Origin of the sequence: Stenotrophomonas sp. CCNWLW57 (assembly GCF_037203925.1) — a bacterium.
In the GTDB taxonomy this organism is placed as follows: domain Bacteria; phylum Pseudomonadota; class Gammaproteobacteria; order Xanthomonadales; family Xanthomonadaceae; genus Stenotrophomonas; species Stenotrophomonas rhizophila_A.
The window spans coordinates 184,841-204,085 of record NZ_JBBCBJ010000001.1; the positions used below are offsets into that span (position 1 = coordinate 184,841).

16 protein-coding genes are annotated in these 19,245 nt (G+C 67.4%); 5 read left to right on the forward strand and 11 right to left on the reverse strand.

The window, feature by feature from the left end; all coding sequences use genetic code 11:
* The first annotated feature begins 165 nt into the window (after positions 1-165).
* Complete coding sequence (locus V9K91_RS00820) at positions 166-762, forward strand: O-acetyl-ADP-ribose deacetylase (RefSeq protein WP_336442538.1); 597 nt, start codon at positions 166-168, stop codon at positions 760-762.
* Here V9K91_RS00820 and V9K91_RS00825 read toward each other — a convergent pair.
* The 8 genes from V9K91_RS00825 to gap all read right to left on the reverse strand — a co-directional run bounded on the left by V9K91_RS00825 (position 656) and on the right by gap (position 12,246).
* Positions 656-2,071 (reverse strand): M1 family metallopeptidase, encoded by a 1,416-nt coding sequence (locus tag V9K91_RS00825; protein WP_336442539.1) that lies wholly within the window; start codon positions 2,069-2,071, stop codon positions 656-658. The genes V9K91_RS00820 and V9K91_RS00825 overlap by 107 nt on opposite strands.
* Before the next feature lie 78 nt (positions 2,072-2,149).
* A complete protein-coding gene (locus tag V9K91_RS00830) occupies positions 2,150-3,154 on the reverse strand; it encodes a class I fructose-bisphosphate aldolase (protein WP_093533681.1) in 1,005 nt (334 codons plus the stop codon).
* A gap of 140 nt (positions 3,155-3,294) precedes the next feature.
* The gene (gene pyk, locus V9K91_RS00835; protein ID WP_068853848.1) at positions 3,295-4,761 is read right to left on the reverse strand and encodes a pyruvate kinase; all 1,467 of its coding nucleotides are present in this window, start codon (positions 4,759-4,761) and stop codon (positions 3,295-3,297) included.
* A gap of 180 nt (positions 4,762-4,941) precedes the next feature.
* Complete coding sequence (locus V9K91_RS00840; protein ID WP_336442541.1) at positions 4,942-5,580, reverse strand: HAD hydrolase-like protein; 639 nt, start codon at positions 5,578-5,580, stop codon at positions 4,942-4,944.
* The gene (locus tag V9K91_RS00845) at positions 5,577-6,752 is read right to left on the reverse strand and encodes a phosphoglycerate kinase (protein ID WP_336442542.1); all 1,176 of its coding nucleotides are present in this window, start codon (positions 6,750-6,752) and stop codon (positions 5,577-5,579) included. The genes V9K91_RS00840 and V9K91_RS00845 overlap by 4 nt, the downstream gene beginning before the upstream one ends.
* A 92-nt stretch (positions 6,753-6,844) precedes the next feature.
* Positions 6,845-8,206, reverse strand: a complete 1,362-nt coding sequence (locus tag V9K91_RS00850) for a DUF3999 domain-containing protein (protein ID WP_336442543.1) — start codon at positions 8,204-8,206, stop codon at positions 6,845-6,847.
* Positions 8,203-10,848, reverse strand: coding sequence for a DUF2339 domain-containing protein (locus tag V9K91_RS00855; RefSeq protein ID WP_336442544.1), 2,646 nt, complete (start codon positions 10,846-10,848; stop codon positions 8,203-8,205). The genes V9K91_RS00850 and V9K91_RS00855 overlap by 4 nt, the downstream gene beginning before the upstream one ends.
* Positions 10,849-11,241: 393 nt before the next feature.
* Positions 11,242-12,246, reverse strand: coding sequence for a type I glyceraldehyde-3-phosphate dehydrogenase (gap, locus tag V9K91_RS00860; RefSeq protein WP_068854751.1), 1,005 nt, complete (start codon positions 12,244-12,246; stop codon positions 11,242-11,244).
* Between the two features lie 200 nt (positions 12,247-12,446).
* Between gap and V9K91_RS00865 the strand changes: the two genes are divergently transcribed.
* The 4 genes from V9K91_RS00865 to V9K91_RS00880 all read left to right on the forward strand — a co-directional run bounded on the left by V9K91_RS00865 (position 12,447) and on the right by V9K91_RS00880 (position 17,015).
* Positions 12,447-13,073, forward strand: a complete 627-nt coding sequence (locus tag V9K91_RS00865; protein WP_068853853.1) for an OmpW family outer membrane protein — start codon at positions 12,447-12,449, stop codon at positions 13,071-13,073.
* 335 nt (positions 13,074-13,408) lie between these two features.
* Positions 13,409-15,271, forward strand: a complete 1,863-nt coding sequence (locus V9K91_RS00870) for an ankyrin repeat domain-containing protein (protein ID WP_336442545.1) — start codon at positions 13,409-13,411, stop codon at positions 15,269-15,271.
* Between the two features lie 118 nt (positions 15,272-15,389).
* Complete coding sequence (locus tag V9K91_RS00875) at positions 15,390-16,205, forward strand: S1/P1 nuclease (RefSeq protein ID WP_336442546.1); 816 nt, start codon at positions 15,390-15,392, stop codon at positions 16,203-16,205.
* Positions 16,206-16,214: 9 nt separating this feature from the next.
* Positions 16,215-17,015: an MBL fold metallo-hydrolase gene (locus tag V9K91_RS00880; RefSeq protein ID WP_336442547.1), complete on the forward strand. Its 801-nt coding sequence runs from the start codon at positions 16,215-16,217 to the stop codon at positions 17,013-17,015.
* A gap of 20 nt (positions 17,016-17,035) precedes the next feature.
* On the opposite strand, the gene V9K91_RS00885 is transcribed toward V9K91_RS00880, so the two are convergent.
* From V9K91_RS00885 to V9K91_RS00895, 3 genes are read right to left on the reverse strand one after another with little or no spacing between them, the layout of a single operon-like run.
* The gene (locus tag V9K91_RS00885; protein ID WP_336442790.1) at positions 17,036-17,587 is read right to left on the reverse strand and encodes a hypothetical protein; all 552 of its coding nucleotides are present in this window, start codon (positions 17,585-17,587) and stop codon (positions 17,036-17,038) included.
* 8 nt (positions 17,588-17,595) lie between these two features.
* Positions 17,596-18,834 carry a TonB family protein gene (locus V9K91_RS00890; protein ID WP_336442548.1) on the reverse strand — a complete coding sequence of 413 codons (1,239 nt, stop codon included), beginning with the start codon at positions 18,832-18,834 and terminating at the stop codon, positions 17,596-17,598.
* Positions 18,827-19,192, reverse strand: coding sequence for a BlaI/MecI/CopY family transcriptional regulator (locus V9K91_RS00895; protein ID WP_095363665.1), 366 nt, complete (start codon positions 19,190-19,192; stop codon positions 18,827-18,829). Before V9K91_RS00895 ends, V9K91_RS00890 begins: the two co-directional genes overlap by 8 nt.
* Between the last annotated feature and the right edge of the window lie 53 nt (positions 19,193-19,245).

Genomic DNA, 19,245 nt, shown 5'->3' on the forward strand with positions numbered 1-19,245 from the left:
TTCATCTGCCGTGAAGCCAGCCCGCCGCAAGGTAGGGGTGTTGGGCGGTGCCTGCCGGGTCGCACTGCCTGAGACGACGATGACGCAGCCTAGATGCCTTGGCCGCTAGCGTGTGAGGCGGCAGTCATCCCGTTGTATGGACCCGGTATAGAAGGAGCGGCACGCATGAAGATCGAAGTGTGGCAGGGCGACATCACGACCCTGGCGGTGGATGCGATCGTCAATGCGGCCAACGAGTCCCTGCTTGGCGGGGGTGGCGTGGATGGGGCGATCCATCGCGCGGCCGGCCCGCAGCTGCTGGCCGAGTGTGCGGCGTTGCCGGATATCCGCCCGGGCATGCGCTGTCCGACCGGTGAAGTGCGCGCCACGGCCGGCTACAACCTGCCGGCGAAGCACGTGCTGCACACGGTGGGCCCGGTGTGGCAGGACGGCCTGCGCGATGAGCCGGCGCTGTTGGCCAACTGCTACTGGAAATCGCTGCAGCTGGCCGAGAAACTGGGCCTGACGTCGATCGCGTTCCCGGCGATCAGTTGCGGCGTGTTCGGCTACCCGCTGCACCAGGCCGCGCATATCGCGGCCACCGAGACATTGACGTGGCAGCGTTCGCACCGCGAACCGCAGCGAATCATCCTGGTGGCCTATAACGCCGCGACCTTCAAGGTGTACCAGCAGGCGCTGGCGGCGCTGGGGCAACCGGTGGAGGTGGCGGGGCCGCTGCCGCCGATGGCTGCTGGAATGGAGCTTCCAGCCGCAGCACCGTAGGCCGGACGGGCGTTGGCGCATACACCCATTCGTTGAAGAACGGCTGCAGCGAACGCCCCGCTGCGTGCTCCATCGCCTGCTGGAAATCCGCGGTCTCCACGCTCTTTCCATCATGTGCGCGGGTGTACTCGCGGATGCCACGCCAGAACGCTTCTTCACCCAACGCCTGGCGCAGCAGGTGCAGTACGTAAGCCCCCTTCTGGTACACCACGGCGCGGTCATCACCGGTAGGCGCCTTCCAGCTCCCATACACCAGCGCGTGGTCGGCGCCATTGGCACGCAGCGCTTCCAGCCGCGTGCGCCAGCGCTGCACCTGCGCCTGGTACGCAGCTTCGCCCTGGGCCTGCTGCAGGTAGGCGGCGGTCATGAAATTGGCGAAACCTTCGTTGAGCCAGAAGTGCTCCCAGCCGACGCACGTCACCCGGTTGCCCCACCACTGGTGGGCGGCTTCGTGCGCGATCAGGGCGACGTGGTCCGGGTCGTCCAGCACTTCCTGCCCGTACGCCTCTGACATCAGCGACAGCCCGGCCATTTCCTGGCCGATGGTCTCGGCCACCAGCGCCTGTTCGTAGTCGCCGCGATAAGGCAGGCCTGCACGCGCGGCAAAGAAATCGAGCATGTCACCGGTGCGCGCGAAGATCGCCTGCAGCTGCCCGGGCGAGCGTTCGGCGGACAGGAAGCGCAGCGCGGTGTCGCCGTGTCGTGCGCGGACCTGCTGGTAGCGGCCTGCGGCAAACCCATACACGTAGCCGGGCATCGGCGTATCCAGCCGCCAGCGGTGTTCGATGCGGCCGTCGGCGAGCGTACGTGCGGGCAGCGTGCGACCGCTGCCGGTGGCAAGCAGATCGTTGGGCAACGTCACCGACAGGGACAGCGTGGCGCGCTCATCAGGGGCATCCACCGAGGGCATCCACTGGCTGGTGGAGAAGAGGGTGTAGACCTCGCTGCGCCCCGGTGCGAATTCGAGGCCGTACGCCGGCGTGCCGCTATAGGTGATCTGCAGCACCGCCTGTTCGTCGCGTTTGAGCGGTGCGTCAAAAAAGATGGTGACGGTTGCCTGCTGCTGTTGGAAGCGCAGCGGCCGCCCGCTCATGCCGACCGAGTTGATCTTGAGCTCGCCGCTGTCGAGCTGTATCTGCGCCAGGCCAGCCGTCTCCGAGCGCAACAGCACAACCTGCCTGCCAACGACCTGGCCGGCGGCGATGTCGGGCACCAGCGCGACGTCATAGTCCAACACATCGAAACCGCGCGCGGCATGGGCCGCGTTGGACGCCGACAAAAGCAACAACAGCAGCCATCCTGCGCGCATGGTCATGGAATCCCTTGGGTAAAAAAAAACGCCGGCATGCAGCCGGCGTCTTTTTCTATCACATGCGGTTGGCGAAAATCAGCCGTTCCACTTGCCCAGTGCAGCCTGGCCGTTTTCCTTCGCGCGGTCGTACACGGTCTGCTGCGCCTTGGCGACGTTGGCCTTGGTGTCCTTGGCCCACAACTTCAGCGCGGCCTGCTGCATGGCGCGGCCGTAGGAGAAGCTCAGCGGCCACGGCAGGTTGCCCATCTGGTTCATGGCATTCAGGTGCGCGGTGGACTGCTCGTCACCCTGGCCGCCGGACAGGAACACCACGCCCGGCAGGATCGCCGGCACGGTGCTCTTGAGGCACATGACGGTCGACTCAGCCACTTCCTCGACGTCGGCCTGCTCTTCGCAGCCCTTGCCGGAGATGACCATCGAGGCCTTCAGGATGGTGCCTTCCAGCAGCACGTTCTGCTGGTACAGCGCGTCGAACAGCGAACGCAGGGTGGCTTCGGTGACTTCGTAGCAGGTTTCGATGTCGTGGTCGCCGTCCATGATCACTTCCGGCTCGACCATCGGCACCAGGCCGCATTCCTGGCACAGCGCGGCATAACGGGCCAGCGCATGGGCGTTGGACTCGATGCAGGTACCCGACGGAATGCTTTCGCCGATGTTGATCACCGCACGCCACTTGGCGAAACGCGCACCCAGCTTGTAGTACTCCTGCAGGCGCTCACGCAGGCCGTCGAGGCCTTCGGTGACCAGCTCGCCCGGGCAGCCGGCGAGCGGGTGGGCGCCCTTGTCGACCTTGATGCCCGGGATCATGCCGTTGTCGGCCATGTACTTGGCGAACGGCACGCCGTCCTTGGTGGACTGGCGGATGGTTTCGTCGTACAGGATCGCGCCGGAAATATGCTCGTTGAGCTTCGGCGTGGTCAGCAGCAGCTCGCGGTAGGCACGACGGTTCTCTTCGGTGTTCTCGATGCCCACGCTGGCGAAGCGCTTGGCGATGGTACCGGTGGATTCGTCGATGGCGATGATGCCCTTGCCCGGGGCGACCATGGCCTGGGCGGTTTCGGCCAGCTGTTCGATGCTCATGTATTTCCTGTGGCGGGTGCGGGAAAAACACGATTATAGCGGTCCCCTCCCGTGAACTGGCCGTTCATGGGGGATGGAAGCGCTTTCAATGTGAACGGGTGGACCGCTGGGTCGGCGTGCGACCCAGCGTCCGGCGTTCCTTACAGGTCGCCCAAGCCGCTGGCGCGGCCGTCTTCACCTACTTCCAGCAGACGCAGGGTGTTGGTGGCGCCATGGGTCTCCATGTGCTCGCCGCTGGTGAACACCACGCGGTCGCCGGCCTGCAGCTGGTTGGCTTCCACCAGCAGGCGGATGCTGCCGCGTGCGGCTTCGCGCGGGGTGAAGCCGCGGCTGTCGAAGTTGATCGGGAACACATCGCGCATCAGCGCCATCTGGCGGCGGGCACCGTCGTGGCGGGTCACCGCGAACACCGGGGCCGAGGCGCGGAAGCGCGACAGGTAACGAGCGGTGCCACCGGATTCGGTCATCGCCACGATCGCGCGCACGCCCACGTGCTGGGACAGGAACATGGTGGCCATGGCGATGGCCTGGTCGGCACGTTCCAGGTTGCGCGGCGAGGCGCCGAAATCGGTTTCGGTCTGGAACTGGCGTTCGGCACCCAGGCAGATGCGCGCCATCGCTTCCACGGCTTTCACCGGGTAGGCGCCGGCGGCGGTTTCGGCCGACAGCATCACCGCATCGGTACCGTCGATGACCGAGTTGGCCACGTCCAGCACTTCGGCGCGGGTCGGGATCGGGCTTTCGACCATCGACTGCAGCATCTGGGTGGCGGTGATCACCACCTTGTTCTGGGCCAGCGAGGCCTTGATGATCTTCTTCTGCAGGCCCGGCAGTTCGGCATCGCCGATTTCCACGCCCAGGTCACCGCGCGCCACCATCACCACATCGCTGGCGTCGACGATTTCTTCGAGGTTCTCGATGGCTTCGGTGCGCTCGATCTTGGAGACCAGCGCGGCGTAGCAGCCGTGCGATTCGGCGATGGCGCGGGCATCGTTCATGTCCTGCGCGTTGCGGCAGAAGGACACGGCGATGAAATCCACGCCGATCTTGGCCACGATGCCGATCAGCTCCTTGTCGCGTTCGGTCAGCGCGCCCAGCGAAAGGCCACCGCCCTGCTTGTTCAGGCCCTTGCGGTCGGACAGCACGCCATCGTTGAGCACGGTGTTGACGATGCGCTCGCCCTGCACTTCGACCACCTGCAGCTGCATCAGGCCGTCGTCGAGCAGCAGCACGTCACCGGCCACCACGTCCTGCGGCAGGCCCAGGTAGCTCACGCCCACCTGGGTGGTGTCGCCGGCCGGCGCATTGGCCGAGGCGACCAGGTCGAAGCGGTCGCCCGCCTTGAGGTGGATCTTGCCTTCGGTGAAACGCTCGATGCGGATCTTCGGGCCCGGCAGGTCGGCCAGGATGCCCACTTCCACGCCCACGCGCTGCGCGGCGGCGCGCACGTCGGCGGCGCGCTTGGCCTGGCCGGACGGGTCGCCGTGGCTGAAGTTGAGGCGGACCACGTTCACGCCGGCGCGGAACAGATCCTCCAGCACGCCCGGCGGGTCGGTTGCCGGTCCGAGGGTGGCAAGGATCTTCGTACGGCGCTGACGCTCAATCATGGTTAAAGGGCTCCCGGGAAAGGATTGAAATTAGCACACCCTTCACGTCCCATGAATACGTTTACAGCATTGTCGCGTCTGGGTTTCGCCGATGTCCTGCAGACAGTCCATCCGGACCGCTCAAGACAGGACCAGACCGGGTCACGACATGCGGCGGCGTACGGAGCGCCGCCCCGTGGCTCAATCGATCAGCGACAGCAGCGCATCCGGCGTCGCCGCCAGGTGTAGCGCGCCGGCGGCCTGCAGTTCTTCGGCACCGCCAAAGCCCCACAGCACGCCGATGTTGCGCATGCCGTGGTGGCGCGCGCCTTCGATATCCATGCGCCGGTCACCGATCATCCAGCACTGCGCAGGCGGCAGCATCAGCCGCCGCAGCGCCTCGGCCACCAGCTGCGGCTTCTCGCTGCGGCTGCCATCCGGGGTGGCGCCGATGACGTCCTCGAAGCACGCACCAAACGGCAGGTGCTCGACGATGCGCCGCGCATGCGGCTCGTTCTTGGCCGTGACGATCGCCAGCCGGTGGCCACGGTCGTGCAGCGCCTGCACGACCTGGCCGATGCGCGGGTAGACCTCGTGCTCGCGCCAGCCGACCACGTCGAAGCGTTCCCGGTAATACGTCACCGCCTGCTCCACCTGGGCCGGATCCTCGAACAGCGGCGCGAAGCTGGTGCGCAGGGACGGGCCGATCCAGCGCCGCAGCTCCTCCTGCGGCGGCACCGGGCGCCCCATTTCCGTGAGCGCATGCGCCACGCATTGGGTGATGCCCACCGCAGAGTCGATCAGGGTGCCGTCGAGGTCGAAGAACAGCGTTGAGGTCATGCCCCGCGCGCTTCGAGCGCGGCCACGGCCGGCAGGGTCTTGCCTTCGAGGAACTCGAGGAAAGCGCCACCGCCGGTGGAGATGTAGCTGACCTGGTCGGCGATGTCGTACTTGTCGACCGCGGCCAGGGTATCGCCGCCACCAGCAATGGAGAACGCCGGCGAGGTGGCGATGGCCTGGGCCAGCGCCTGGGTGCCGTGGCTGAAGGATTCGAATTCGAACACGCCGACCGGGCCGTTCCAGACCACGGTGCCGGCCTTGGCGATCAGCCCGGCGTAGTGCTGGGCGGTCTGCGGGCCAATGTCCAGGATCAGGTCGTCTTCGGCCACGTCAGCCACCGCCTTGACGGTGGCTTCGGCATCCGGGAGGAACTGCTTGGCCACCACCACGTCGGTCGGCAGCGGAATATCGGCGCCACGTGCCTTGGCATCGGCCACGATCTTCTTCGCGGTCTCCAGCAGGTCCGGCTCGTACAGCGACTTGCCCACCGGATAGCCGGCGGCGGCGATGAAGGTGTTGGCGATGCCGCCACCCACAATCAGCTGGTCGACCTTGCCGACCAGGTTGGCCAGCAGTTCCAGCTTGGTGCTGACCTTGCTGCCGGCCACGATCGCCAGCAGCGGCTGGGCCGGGGCGAGCAGTGCCTTGGCCAATGCGTCCAGCTCGGCCATCAGCAGCGGGCCACCGGCGGCGACCGGGGCGAAGCGGATTACGCCGTGGGTGGAGGCCTGGGCGCGGTGCGCGGTGCCGAAGGCATCCATCACGAACACATCGCACAGCGCGGCGTACTTGCGCGACAGGGCTTCGTCATCCTTGCCCTCGCCCACGTTCATGCGGCAGTTTTCCAGCAGCACGATCGAACCCGGGGCCACGTCCACGCCGTCGACCCAATCGCGCACCAGCGGCACGTTCACCCCCAGCAGCTGCGACAGGCGCAGCGCCACCGGGGCCAGCGACTCGGCTTCGCTCCAGACGCCTTCCTGGGGTCGGCCCAGGTGCGAGGTGACCATCACCGCCGCGCCCTTTTCCAGTGCCAGCTTCAACGTCGGCAACGATGCGGTGATGCGCTGCTCGGAGGTGATGCGGCCGTTTTCGATCGGCACGTTCAGGTCCTGGCGGATCAGCACGCGCTTGCCGGAAAGGTCGAGGTCGGTCATGCGAACGATGGACATGGGGCAGCAACTCTTTGGCGGAAAAGGAAAGGGCGCCGCGCACGGCGCAGACGCCCATTGTAACGGCCCCGGTAGGTGACGACCGTGGGTCGTCACTCCCCGGCGCGGCCAGCCTGTCGCAGCAGGCTGGCCGCGAACCCACCGACGATGAGCACGCCCAGCACCAGCAGGCCCCACAGCAGCCAGCGTTTCCAGTCGCGTACCGGCTGCACGGCGGCGTCGCCGCCCAGCGGCTGCGCGGCGCCCTGCACCGTGGCCAGCGCCGGGTGCCACTGCGCGCCCTGCTGCTCGCGCAGGCGTGCGATGACCGTGCCCACCGGGGCATCGATGCGCGCGGCGCGCACGCTGCCGGCGGCCACGCTGTAGGGCGGCTCGCCCTGGCTCAGGAACACCAGTGCCTCGGGCTGGTAGCCCAGCTTCAAGGTGGGCGCCGGCATCGCAGCCGTTCCCTGCGCGGCGGTGAGCTTCCAGAAGCGGTCCCGCGTGGGCACGGCCAGCGACTGGGTCTGCGACTGCCGGCGCGCGTCGGTGTCCTGCAGCTGGTAGGCCACCCACGGCCCTGCGCGGACCTGCCAGGGCTGGTTGGCATCGTCGCGGCTGAGCAGGGTCCACTGCACCACACTGTTGTCCGGCGTGGCGATGTCCACCTGCGCGATCGGGAAGCGGCCATCGAGGGTGTATTCGAACTCCCCCGGCTTGCCTGGTGCACCGCTCAGCGCGCGCCACTGCCACGCGATTGCCTGCGCCGTGGCCACGCGTTCGGCCTGCACCGCCGACAGCACCGGCAGCGCATCGCCGCCGGTGGGCACGATGCGGAAGTACTTCGCTTCGCGGCCGATCTCGATACGGCGCTGCTGCAGCCGGCGGCCGTCGTGCTGCAGATCCACCAGCGGCACGTCATCGGCCACGCGCTGCCAGTCGCGCAGGTCGTCGCTGGCGTCCACGCGCACGCGCACCTGCAGCGCCTGCGGCGCCTCCCAATCCAGGCGCAGGGCCTGCACGCCGGTGCGCAGCGCGCTGGCGTCGACCAGCCAGCCACCCGGCGATGCGTTGCCCACGCTGCGGCCGAGGCGGGCTTCCACGCGGCGCACGCTGCCATCGGTGTTGCGTTCGGTCAGCAGTTGCAGGTCGTCGCCGCCGCTACCGCCCTGCGCCGGCAGCGGGAACCAGGGCAGCGCCTGCCATTCGGCCGCCTGCGCCAGCGGTTGGTCGGCCGAGAACAGCGCCGACGGCAGGGCCTGGCCCTGCGCATTGAACACCTGCACATCGGCCAACTGGGGCGACACCGCGCTGCGGTACTGCGCCTCGCCCAGCATCAGCCGGTAGGCACCGGCCTGCGCGGCGGACAACTGCAGCGGCCACTGCTCGCGGAAGTCCTGGCGCGCATCGGCCGCCAGCGCGGGCGTGGCCACGGCGAGCGACACGATGGCGATTACACGATGAAGAAGGGTCACGGCTGCGGCTCCACGATGGGGTCCGGCGCGCGCGGCGGCGCCGGCGCCAGATAACCCACGACCGTGCACAGCAGGCCGTAGGCGATGAAGGAAGAAATACCAAGCAGGTTGCCCAGATGCTGCCGGTCGATCAGCACCAGCTTGGCCAGCACCACGCCCATCAGCACCGCACCCACCAGCCACAGGGCGCGCTGCCCGCGGCGCGAACCCCACACCCAGCTGATCACGCCGAGCACACTCCACACCACCGTCAAACTGGTCTGTGCCAGCGTGGACGACCACAGCCGCCCGTTCCACGACACCCCGCCCCAATGGTGCACGGCATGCAGGGTGATGCTGGTCAGCGCAACGAAGCCGGCCAGCGCCAGCAGCGGCACGCGGCGCGCCTGCAGCGCTGCGGGCGCATCGCCGCGCCAAAGCCACCGCGCCAGCAACGCCAGCACGGCCAGCTGCGCCAGCTCCAACGGGTTGAACACGGGCACCCACGGCAGCGGCCACGCCGCGCCCGGGGCAAACAGGAAGCCGATCCACGCCAGCCCCAGCACCGCAAACAGCGTGCACTGCAACGCAGGGCGCGCCACGTTGAAGCGCTCGCCCAGCGGCACCGTCAACCAGCGCCAGCGCTGCAGCGCGATGAACACCACCGCCAGCCATGGCAGCAGGGTCGCCGCCAGCGCCCAGCCCTGGGCCAGCTCGAAGCGGTCGGCCAGCCACGATGCAGCCAGCGACAGCACCGTCGGCCACAGCAGCCACCAGATGAACTGCGCCGCCACCGCCGCACGGTCCTGGCCACCGCGCAGGCACCACAGGCTGCGCACGCCAAGCACCGCGAACACCGTCCAAGCCAGCGCGCCATATCCGGCGAAGGGCTGGCGGTGGATGTCCACCTGCCACAGCGCCAGCGGGAACGCGCACAGCAGCATCGCCAGCGTGGTCAACACCAGCGCGCGCGCCGGCATGCGCCGGTGCACCTCCGCCGCGATCCATGCGGTGACGGCCACCACGACCAGCAACGCATCCGGGCGGCTGTCGAACGCAACGAACCGGGTGATCTCATGGCTGGCGCCACCCAGCCACCACAGCAGGCCCCACAGGTAGTACACGATGGCCGGCGCGTCGCGGCCGGCACGGCGATAGCTGAAGGCCGACGCAAACCCGGCCAGCGCCAGCAGCAACCCGCTCATGAAGGTCGGGTTGGCGATGGCCGTGGCGTCGTTGAACCAGTAATCGGCCCCCACCACGAAGCCGAACGCAGCACCCAGCTGCAGCAGCGCGCCGGCGATCTGCGGCAGCAGGCGCTGCTGGCGCAGGCCCAGCCAGACCAGCGCCGCGCCCTCCAGCGCAAACACACTGGCCGTGGCACGTGCCGACAACGCCAACGGCACCGCCAGCGTGGCAAAACCCACCGCCAGCACCGCATGCGACTGACCCAGCGCCGCATAACGCGGCCGCCGTATCAGCGCCCACGCCAGGCCCGCGTACAACGCCGCCACCCCCAGCGCGCACAGCGCCAGCAGCAGCCGGTCATCATGCAGCATGCCCGCCTGCAGCGAGAACGCGATCAGCGGCGTGCCAAACACCAGGCTGCCATCCACCAGATCGCGCTTCTCCGCCGGCTGGCGGCGCGCGTACAGGATGGGAATGACCAGGTAGAACGCAAAGAACAGCAGCAGGAACGGCTCGGTACTGCCGAACTTGTCCGCGTTGTACTGCAGCACCCCCCACGTGGTACCGATGCCAAACGTAAAGGCAAAACCCAGCAGGTTGAGCGCGCGCCACGGACGCCACCAGGCAATGGCGAGGATCGCCCCATTGAGCACCGCGTAATACGAGAACAGCGCCACATGGTTGCCACTGCCAGTGGACAGCCAGATGGGCGCCATGAACCCGGCCAGGATGCCCAGCACCGCCAGTGTGCGCGAGTTCTGCACCACCGCCAGCACCCCCATGCCCGCAATCAGCACGATGCTCAGCGCGAACGCGATACCCGGATCGATCAGGTCATAGCGCTTGAACGCCGCGAAGATCGTCAGCAGCAGGATGCCGATCGCCCCGCCCTGCAGGGCCAGCGCGAACATCCGCCGGCGTTCGCGCTGGATCCAGCCGAACACCAGCCCCCCCAGCGCCCCGGCCGCAATCGCCGCCAGCCGCAGCTCGATCGGCGCATTGAGCCAACCCTGGTCGCTCGCATACTTCAGCAGCGCCGCCACACCCGCCAGCAGCACCAGCATGCCGATCTTGACCGGCACGTTGCCCTCGGTGAACCAGCGCTTGATCGTCCCCACGATCCGCTCGCCCAGGTCCGGCCCACGCGGCGGCGGCGGCACGAAGGGTTCGGGTTCGGAGACAGCAGCGGAGGGCAGCGGCGGCGGCGCAACCCGCGCAGCCGCAGCAAACGGCTCGGGCACCGGCTCTGGGTCGGTCAGCGGCACCTCAGGGGCAGCCACCGGGGTCGGCGCATAAGGGCGCTCTTCCCATGCTGCACTCACCGCCGGCTGGGCCACCGGTTGGGCACTGTCGCTACGTGCCTGCTCCAAGGCAGCCACCCTGCGGCGCAGCCCGGAAATCATCACCAATGCCACGATCAGCAACACCGGCACGGCCAACAGCACCAGTACCGCCAGGACAATCAAAGCTTCCATTCCGCGTCATCCTCAAGGGAACGCCGCGGCCCATCAAGACAAGCATGGCGCCAGCGGCAGCGGGATCATGCTAACTGAATCGGGGGGAAGACCGCTCAGAGGGGTACCTACCGCTTTCCCGTGGCCACCGACCCACCGGCCAGGGGTCGCCGGGTGCGGGGGTACGGGACTGTCAAAAACATGGATGTTTTTGCCAAGCCCCCATGGATGGGTTCACGGCGTGTCCCGTACCCCCGCACCCGGCGGCCCCCTCCAAGGATCTGGCAAACGAAGGCTGTTCGCCCAGAATCATCAGCAGCCGGACGAAGGCCGGCGACACGCGCCATCAACGAGTACCGACCAAAAAAAACGGCGAACCGAAGTCCGCCGTTCTTTCAGATCCGTACGCAGCGATTACTTCGCGGCGACGACCTTGGCCATTTCCAGGCACTTGTTCGAATAGCCCCACTCGTTGTCGTACCAGGACACCAGCTTCACGAACGTGCTGTCCAGGGCGATGCCGGCGTCGGCATCGAACACCGACGTGTGGGTTTCACCGCGGAAATCGGTCGCCACGACCTTGTCTTCGGTGTAGCCCAGGATGCCCTTCAGCGCGCCTTCGCTCTGCGCCTTCACTTCCGCGCAGATCTCGGCGTACGTGGCTTCCTTCTCCAGCTCCACCGTCAGGTCGACCACCGACACGTCCGACGTCGGCACGCGGAAGCTCATGCCGGTGAGCTTCTTGTTCAGTTCCGGAATGACCACGCCCACGGCCTTGGCCGCACCCGTCGACGACGGAATGATGTTTTCCAGGATGCCGCGGCCACCACGCCAGTCCTTGTTCGACGGGCCGTCCACGGTCTTCTGGGTGGCCGTCGCCGCGTGCACCGTCGTCATCAGGCCACGCTTGATGCCCCACTTGTCGTTGATCACCTTGGCCAGCGGCGCCAGGCAGTTGGTGGTGCACGATGCGTTGGAGATGATTGCCTCGCCCGCATAGGTCTTGTCGTTCACACCGAACACGAACATCGGCGTATCGTCCTTCGACGGTGCCGACAGGATCACCTTCTTCGCGCCCGCATCGATGTGCTTCTGCGCCGTTTCCTTGGTCAGGAACAGGCCCGTGGACTCGATCACCACGTCCACGCCGACCTCATCCCACTTCAGGTTGGCCGGATCACGCTCCTGGGTCAGGCGGATCTTCTTGCCGTTGACCAGCAGGTCGCTGCCCGACACTTCCACGTCTGCCTTGAAGCGGCCATGCACCGAGTCGTACTTCAGCATGTACGCCAGGTAATCCGGCTCCAGCAGATCGTTGATGGCCACGATTTCGATGTCATTACCGAAATTCAGCACCGCCGAACGCAGCACGTTGCGCCCGATGCGACCGAAACCGTTGATGCCAACCTTGATTGCCATGTTCACAAGCTCCTGCAGCCGCGACAGAGCGGCGCCGATGGAAAGGGCCGCCATTCTATCAAAGCCCGACCCACCCCGGCCCCCGGCATCGTGATGGGAAGCGGTTACACCCGTAAAAATCGTGGATTGATCCGGATCAAGGCGCGCCAAGGCCCGGACGGGAAAACTGGCCCCATTCCACCCCGCCACGAGAACGCACCATGCGCACCCCCTCCCTCCTCCTGCCCGCCAGCCTCGCCGCCGCCCTCGCCCTGGCCGCCAGCCCCGCCATGGCCCAGTCCAAGGGCGACTGGACCCTGGCCGCCGGCGTGCACCAGGTGGCCCCCAAGTCCAACAACGGCACCCTGGCCGGCGGCCTCAAGGTCGACGTCGACAACGACATCAAGCCCACCATCACCGGCGAGTACTTCATCGCCGACAACCTGGGCATCGAGCTTCTGGCCGCCCTGCCGTTCAAGCACGACATCAACATCGACGGCCTGGGCCGCGTTGGCAGCACCAAGCACCTGCCGCCGGTGGTGTCCCTGCAGTACCACTTCAACGGCAAGGGCAAGGTGTCCCCGTTCCTCGGCGCCGGCCTGAACTACACCACCTTCTTCAGCGAAGAAACCGGCGGCGCCCTGGCCGGCAGCAGCCTCAAGCTGGAAGACTCGTGGGGCCTGGCCGCACACGCCGGCGTCGACTTCGCCATCGCCGACAAGGGCGCCCTGCGCGTCGACGTGCGCTGGATCGACATCGACAGCGACGTCAAGCTGGATGGCACCAAGCTGGGCACCGTCAAGATCGACCCGCTGGCCTACGGCGTGTCTTACGTGTTCAAGTTCTGACCCACCGGTCAGCGCCGCTCCCAACCTCGCAGCAACGCATTTCCCCGGCCTTGGCCGGGGATTTTTTTGACTTGTTGCAGCACTGTTCATCACCACCTCAATTAGAACGACCGATTCGATCAATGGACTGAATCGGGGAACGCGCTGCGGTGCGTGCAGCGACATGGATCGATTGAGCAAGACCACACACGCTGCTCGCGTCAATTGGCGTGGTCAATCGTAGTGACGTGTCCGGCAACAATTCATCGGAGAGCGGGCAGGCGCAGCCAAGCATGCATGGCCAGCCTACCGGCACCCCCATCCCGCCTCTCTCCAGCCGCTGCTGAAGGACCGACATGACCCGCATTCCCTCGCAACTTCCCGCCAATGCCGCCGCCCCGCGCCGACCGCCTCCCAGCCTGAGCGAAGGCCTCAACCTGATCGCAGGCCAGATCAACAGGACGCCGGGCATGGGCAGGCTCTGGTCCATTCTCAATGTGGCAACGCCCAGCGTGAGCACAGCCCAGACTCCGGCGCTGCCGCAGGGCAGGATCGACTTCCAGGAGGTGTCCGAATCGTCAGATGAGGACGGTCAGTTCGACTGCGGCGGCGACGACCACCTGGAACCCGGTGATCTCTCCGCGCTGGAGCTGGAAAGCACCCGCGCCGCCCTGGCGGTCCTGAAAGTCGAGCACGCCCGCCTGCCCGAGGGTGACGCGCGTTCGCACTACCAGGCGCAGATCGCCAAGCTCGAGTCGGCCCTGCACAGCCAGGGCCAGGCAACGCCGAACGCGGTCGTGGTGCTGGACGTTGCCGCTTCGACCGCCCCCCAGGCAGAGCCGGCCTGCACCTCGCCCGTGGTCGACCTGCCACCCGACCCGCCACCGGTGCGGGCCGAGCAGGCGCTGGCGATTATTCCTGCGGCGCAGCGCACCATCACCAGTGCGTTGGTTGAAATGGGCAGGGAGGCCGTCCAACGGGTCATTGCCCTGCCACCGCGCTCCCTTGCGAAGATAATGCCCAACGAAAGGACCCTGTTGCCGCGCAACGTTCCCACCTTCAAGACGTTGGGCCAAAGCACTGCCATGGAGGCGGCGGGCAACAGCCTGCTCGCCAACGTGCGCCGGTGGGGCAGCGCCCAGGTGCAATCGCTCAACGTCAAGCTGGCACACCAGATCGAACAGCAGGAGAAATCCAACCGGACGCGGCAATCGGCGCCCTTCAACGCGCTGGAGCGCGCCTGTCTCGTCGACGCCAGCACATCCGTACTGCGGCGGGTGATGAAGCCGACGAGCGACACCACCATCAAGAAACTGCTCGAGAAGTCCAACCCTGACGCCGGCAGCTATGGTGCCGCGCACTGCGCGGTGATCTCCAATCATTCAAAGCGCCTTGAAACACTGCTGCGCGCCAGTGCTGGAAAGATCGACGTCGACATGACGTCCGAAGTGCACGGAGCCACAGCGCTCGAACTCGCCGTGGAACATGGGTACTGGGACTGCACCGAGGTACTGCTGCGGGCGGGCGCCAGACCTACCCTGCGCGCGTTCGTATCGCAGGCCGAGGACGGCAACGTGGACAGGTTCCGGCAGCTGCATGCCCACTGGCAGGTGCTGGAAAGGAAGGACGCGCGCGCATGCGATGCGACGGAGCCGTTCGACTTCCGGCAGGCATTGGGGACTGCGGTCGCGTTCAACGCATTGGACATCGCGCGCTACCTGCTTGAGCAGGGTGTCCGGCCGCGCGACAAAAGCTACCTCATGCTGCAGTTTGCCGCCGAGAAGGGGCACGCCGCGATGCTGAGGCTGTTGCTGGAACATGTCCCACCCGGAATCGCCTACCCGCCCAACGACTCCAACGCAGAGCAGTCCCCGCTGGCATTTGCCATGCAGGGCGGACACGTCAAGGCGGTGGCGGTGCTGCTCGAGGAAAACGCCGACCCGCAGTTCGTGAGGGCGGTGACGGACAGCTTCGAGGCGGCGACGGCAACGCTTCCCCGCGCTGACAAAGAGCGGCTCGCACCGGTGACGACGCTGCTGCGCAGCTGGCTGCAGCAACCGCGGCAGCGCCCTGCGTCCGATACCTCGCCCGCCCCAGCGCTGATGGCACAGCATGGCGAGGCCGCCAATGAGGCGCGCACGGGTAATGCTCTACCTTCCAGGCACAGCCGGAAGGTCTTCGACCCCTCCTACGTGTTCTCGCGCCCAGTTGCGCTGTAGCGCAACGGCCCCGGCAGAATCCCGGATTCCGCCGGGGCCATCCCGCTGCGCCGTCGGCATCGCCAGTCGGCCAGATCCGGACAAGGTCAGCGCCTGGGCGGATCGTTAGAATGGGCCGATGAAAATCGCCTCCCTGTTGACGTCCGCCGCGCTTCTGACCGCACTCACCCTCGTATCCACCGATGCCCTGGCCTGGGGCGCGCAGGGCCACCGCCTGGTCGCCCGCATTGCCGAACCGCGCCTGACCCCGCAGACCCGCGCCGAAGTGGCGCGGCTGCTGGCCACCGAGCCGGGCGCCACCCTGGCCTCCATTGCGCCGTGGGCCGATGAACTGCGCGCCAAGGATCCCGGCCTTGGCAAGCGTTCGGCCGGCTGGCATTACGTCAACATCGGCGAAGATGATTGCCACTACGAGGTCGAGCGCAACTGCCGCAATGGCAACTGCGTGGTGGAAGCGTTGAAGACCCAGACCGCCATCCTCGGCGACCGCAGCCGCCCCGATGCCGAACGCGCGCAGGCACTCAAGTTCGTCGTGCATTTCGTCGGCGACATCCACCAGCCCATGCATGCCGGTTACGGCCATGACAAGGGCGGCAATGACTTCCAGGTGCAGTTCAACGGGCGCGGCACCAACCTGCATTCGCTGTGGGACAGCGGCATGCTGAACACGCTCAAGCTGGACGATGACGCCTATACCCGGCGACTGGCCGCGCTGAAGGCGCCGAAGGTGGGCAAGCGCTCGGCGATCGGCACCGATGCGGTGCAGTGGGCCGAGGCCAGCTGCCGCATCGCCATTGCACCTGGCGTTTACCCGGCCCAGCGTACGCTGGCGCCCGAGTACACCGCCACGTACCTGCCGGTCGCCGAAGCCGAACTGCGCCTGGCCGGGGAACGCCTGGCGGTGCTGCTCAACGACACGTTGGGTAAACGCTGAGGTTTCACCATGTCACCGCACGTCGCCACCTTCTTCCACCCGGACAGCAACACCTTCAGTTACGTGGTGCACGACCCGGCCACCCGGCAGGCGGCGGTGATCGACCCGGTGCTGGACTACGACCCGGACACCGACGCGGTCGGGTCCGGTGCGCTGCAGCCGCTGCTGGCGCATGTGCGCGAACACGCGCTGGAGGTGCGCTGGCTGCTGGAAACGCATGCGCATGCCGACCATGTCAGCGCTGGGCGCTGGCTGAAGCAGCAATGGCCGCAGGCGACGCTGGCGATGGGCGACGGCATTGTCGAGGTGCAACGCACCTTCGCACCGCGCTATGGGCTGGACGTGCCTACCGACGGCTCACAGTTCGACCATCTGTTCGCCGATGGCGAGCGCTTTGCCGTGGGTGGCATCGCAGCGGAGGTCATTGCCGTTCCCGGACACACCAGCGACAGCGTGGCCTACCGGATCGGTGATGCCCTGTTCACCGGCGATTCGCTGTTCATGCCCGATGGCGGGACGGCACGCTGTGATTTTCCCGGGGGCGACGCCGCCCTGCTGTACCGCTCGATCCAACGCCTGCTTGCCCTGCCCGATGCCACCCGGGTGTTCATCTGCCACGACTACGGCCCGGGCGGGCGCGAGGTCGCCAATGAAACCACCATCGGCGAGCAGCGCGCACATAACATCCACCTGCATGACGGGGTGAGCGAGGCGGCGTTCGTAGCGACCCGGCAAGCGCGCGACGCCACGCTTGCCGAGCCGAAGTTGATGCACCCGTCGGTAAAGGCGAACATCCAGGGCGGGGCGTAAAAACCGCGCAGCGCGTGGTTTTACCGCGTCTTCACCGTGTGCTGGCCGTGCACGATCTCGAACGTGAAAGCGTAGAACAGGCTCACCGCCACCGGCTCCACCCGCTCGGCATCGCGACAGTCGCTGCGGTCGGCCGGCGCGTGGCCTGCCGCGAAGTGGCAGACCGCCGCAGGCGAGTAGCGCCACATCGCGACCGCTTCCTGTGCCGCTTCCACCAGCACCCGGTTTTCGGTTGCAGCGCCGGCAATGCACTCACTGCGATCACTCACCGGCACGCTGCGTTCCACCGCGCCGTCGGCGCTCACCACCACCTGCAGGCAGACCGTGGTGGGCGGCAACTCCCGGCGTGGATCGCGCTCCCCCAGCACCGGGTCCGGCGCCGCAAACAGTTGCGGCATCCGGTAGCCCTCGCTGGGTTTGAGCGTGTAAGCCTCCACCTGCCCTGACCCTCCCGTCGCGTCAGCCCGCAGCCGCTGGTGGCCGACCGTTTCGGCCCGTGAATCCACCGTGGTGAGGCGGTCGTGGCCGGCACAGCCAGCCACCCCCACCACGAGCGCAACCGACGCAGGCAGCGGCCACCTCACTGGCCGGTCACCGTTTCAGTCATGGCGAAGTTCACTGGAATGCGGACCGCGCCCGCCACCGCTTTGCCGTCCTTCATCGCCGGACGGTACGTCCACTGCCGGGCTGCAGCGATCGACGCGGCGTCGAACACGCCCGGGTTGGTTGCACTGAGCACGCGCACATCGCTGACCCTGCCCTGCGCGTCCACCTCCACCCGCAGCACCACTTCACCGCTCTGGTTGTTCTCGAACGCGCTAGTGGGGTAGCTCGGCGGCGGCATCTTGTCGATCGTCACCGGGCGCTCCCGTCCTGCCTTGGCCGCATCTTCCTGCGCAGACTGGAACGGTTCGGCACTGATCGCCGGGCTGCCGCCGCTGCCGCCCTGGCTGGCCCAGGCGACCGCGCCCAGCCCCATGCACAGCCCCACCACCAGTACCTGGCCGGTCACCCACGGCAACGCGCTGCGCTTGTGTTCCTTCATCATGGCAATTCGCTCCTTCAACATCGGTTGGCTGCGCCAGTGGCAGGCCATGGGCGCAACCGGGTGGACCAACTGCGCCTTCAGGAGCGCGTTGGCGTAGAGCCGGCGCGAGGCCGGATGCGGGTCGACCGTGCGTGCGTCGCAGGCCAGCTCCTGGTCGCGCAGGAAGCGGCGCGAGGCCCACGGCAACAACGGATGGAACCAGAACAGGCAGCGCAGCAGCGCCAGCGAGGCATTGGCCCAGTGATCGCCATGGCGGCGGTGCTGGCATTCGTGCTGCAGGATCAGCGCGCGTTCGGCCACGCTGAAGCGCAGGTCGAAATCCGGGCCGACCACCACGCGCGGTGACCACAGGCCCACCAGGGCCGGCAGGCCGGGATCGGCGCTGGCCTGCCAGCTGCCATCGCTTCGCCGGTGCAAAGCGCCCATGCCACGTTCGAAGCGACGCTGGCCACGCCATTGCAGGGTGCCGGCAAGCAGTGCGCCGGCCGCCCACAGTGCGACCAGCAGGGTTGGCCACAGCACCGCGTCGGCCGGCAGCACCGGCGCACGCAGCGCCGCCCCCAACGCGTGCACCGGCGCGGCCTCGTCGAGCGGCACGCCGGGCAGCGGCAGCAGCGTTGCCAGCAGCACGAGCGGCAGCAGCCACCAACTGCGATACACCAGCGGTGCACCGCCCAGCCAGCGCAGCAGCGGGCGCAACGCGGCCAGCAACATCGCACCGATCGACAGCCACATGCTTGCCAACAGCATTCCCTGCAGCAGCTCAGTCATGGTCCAGCTCCTGGATCAGCTTCTTGAGTTCGGCGATGTCCTGCGCGCTCAACTCGCCGCGCTCGCTGAAATGGGCCACCAACGGCGCGACCCGGCCGGCGAACAGCTTGTCCAGCAGGCCGCTGCTCTGTTCGGCCACCCAGGCCTGGCGCAGCAGCACCGGCGAGTACAGATAGCGGCGGCCATCACGGCTGGCGCTGATCGCGCCCTTGGTAAGCAGGCGGTTGAGCAGAGTCTTGATGGTGGGCTCTGCCCAGTCGCGGTCGGCCAGCGCCGCCACCACCTCGTCGGCCCCCTGCGGGTGCCGGTTCCAGAGCACTTCCATGACAACGGCTTCGGCTTCGCTGATCTGGCTCATCATTTACATCCGTAATCGACGGATCGATTACGCGCGTAATCCTTGGCCATGTC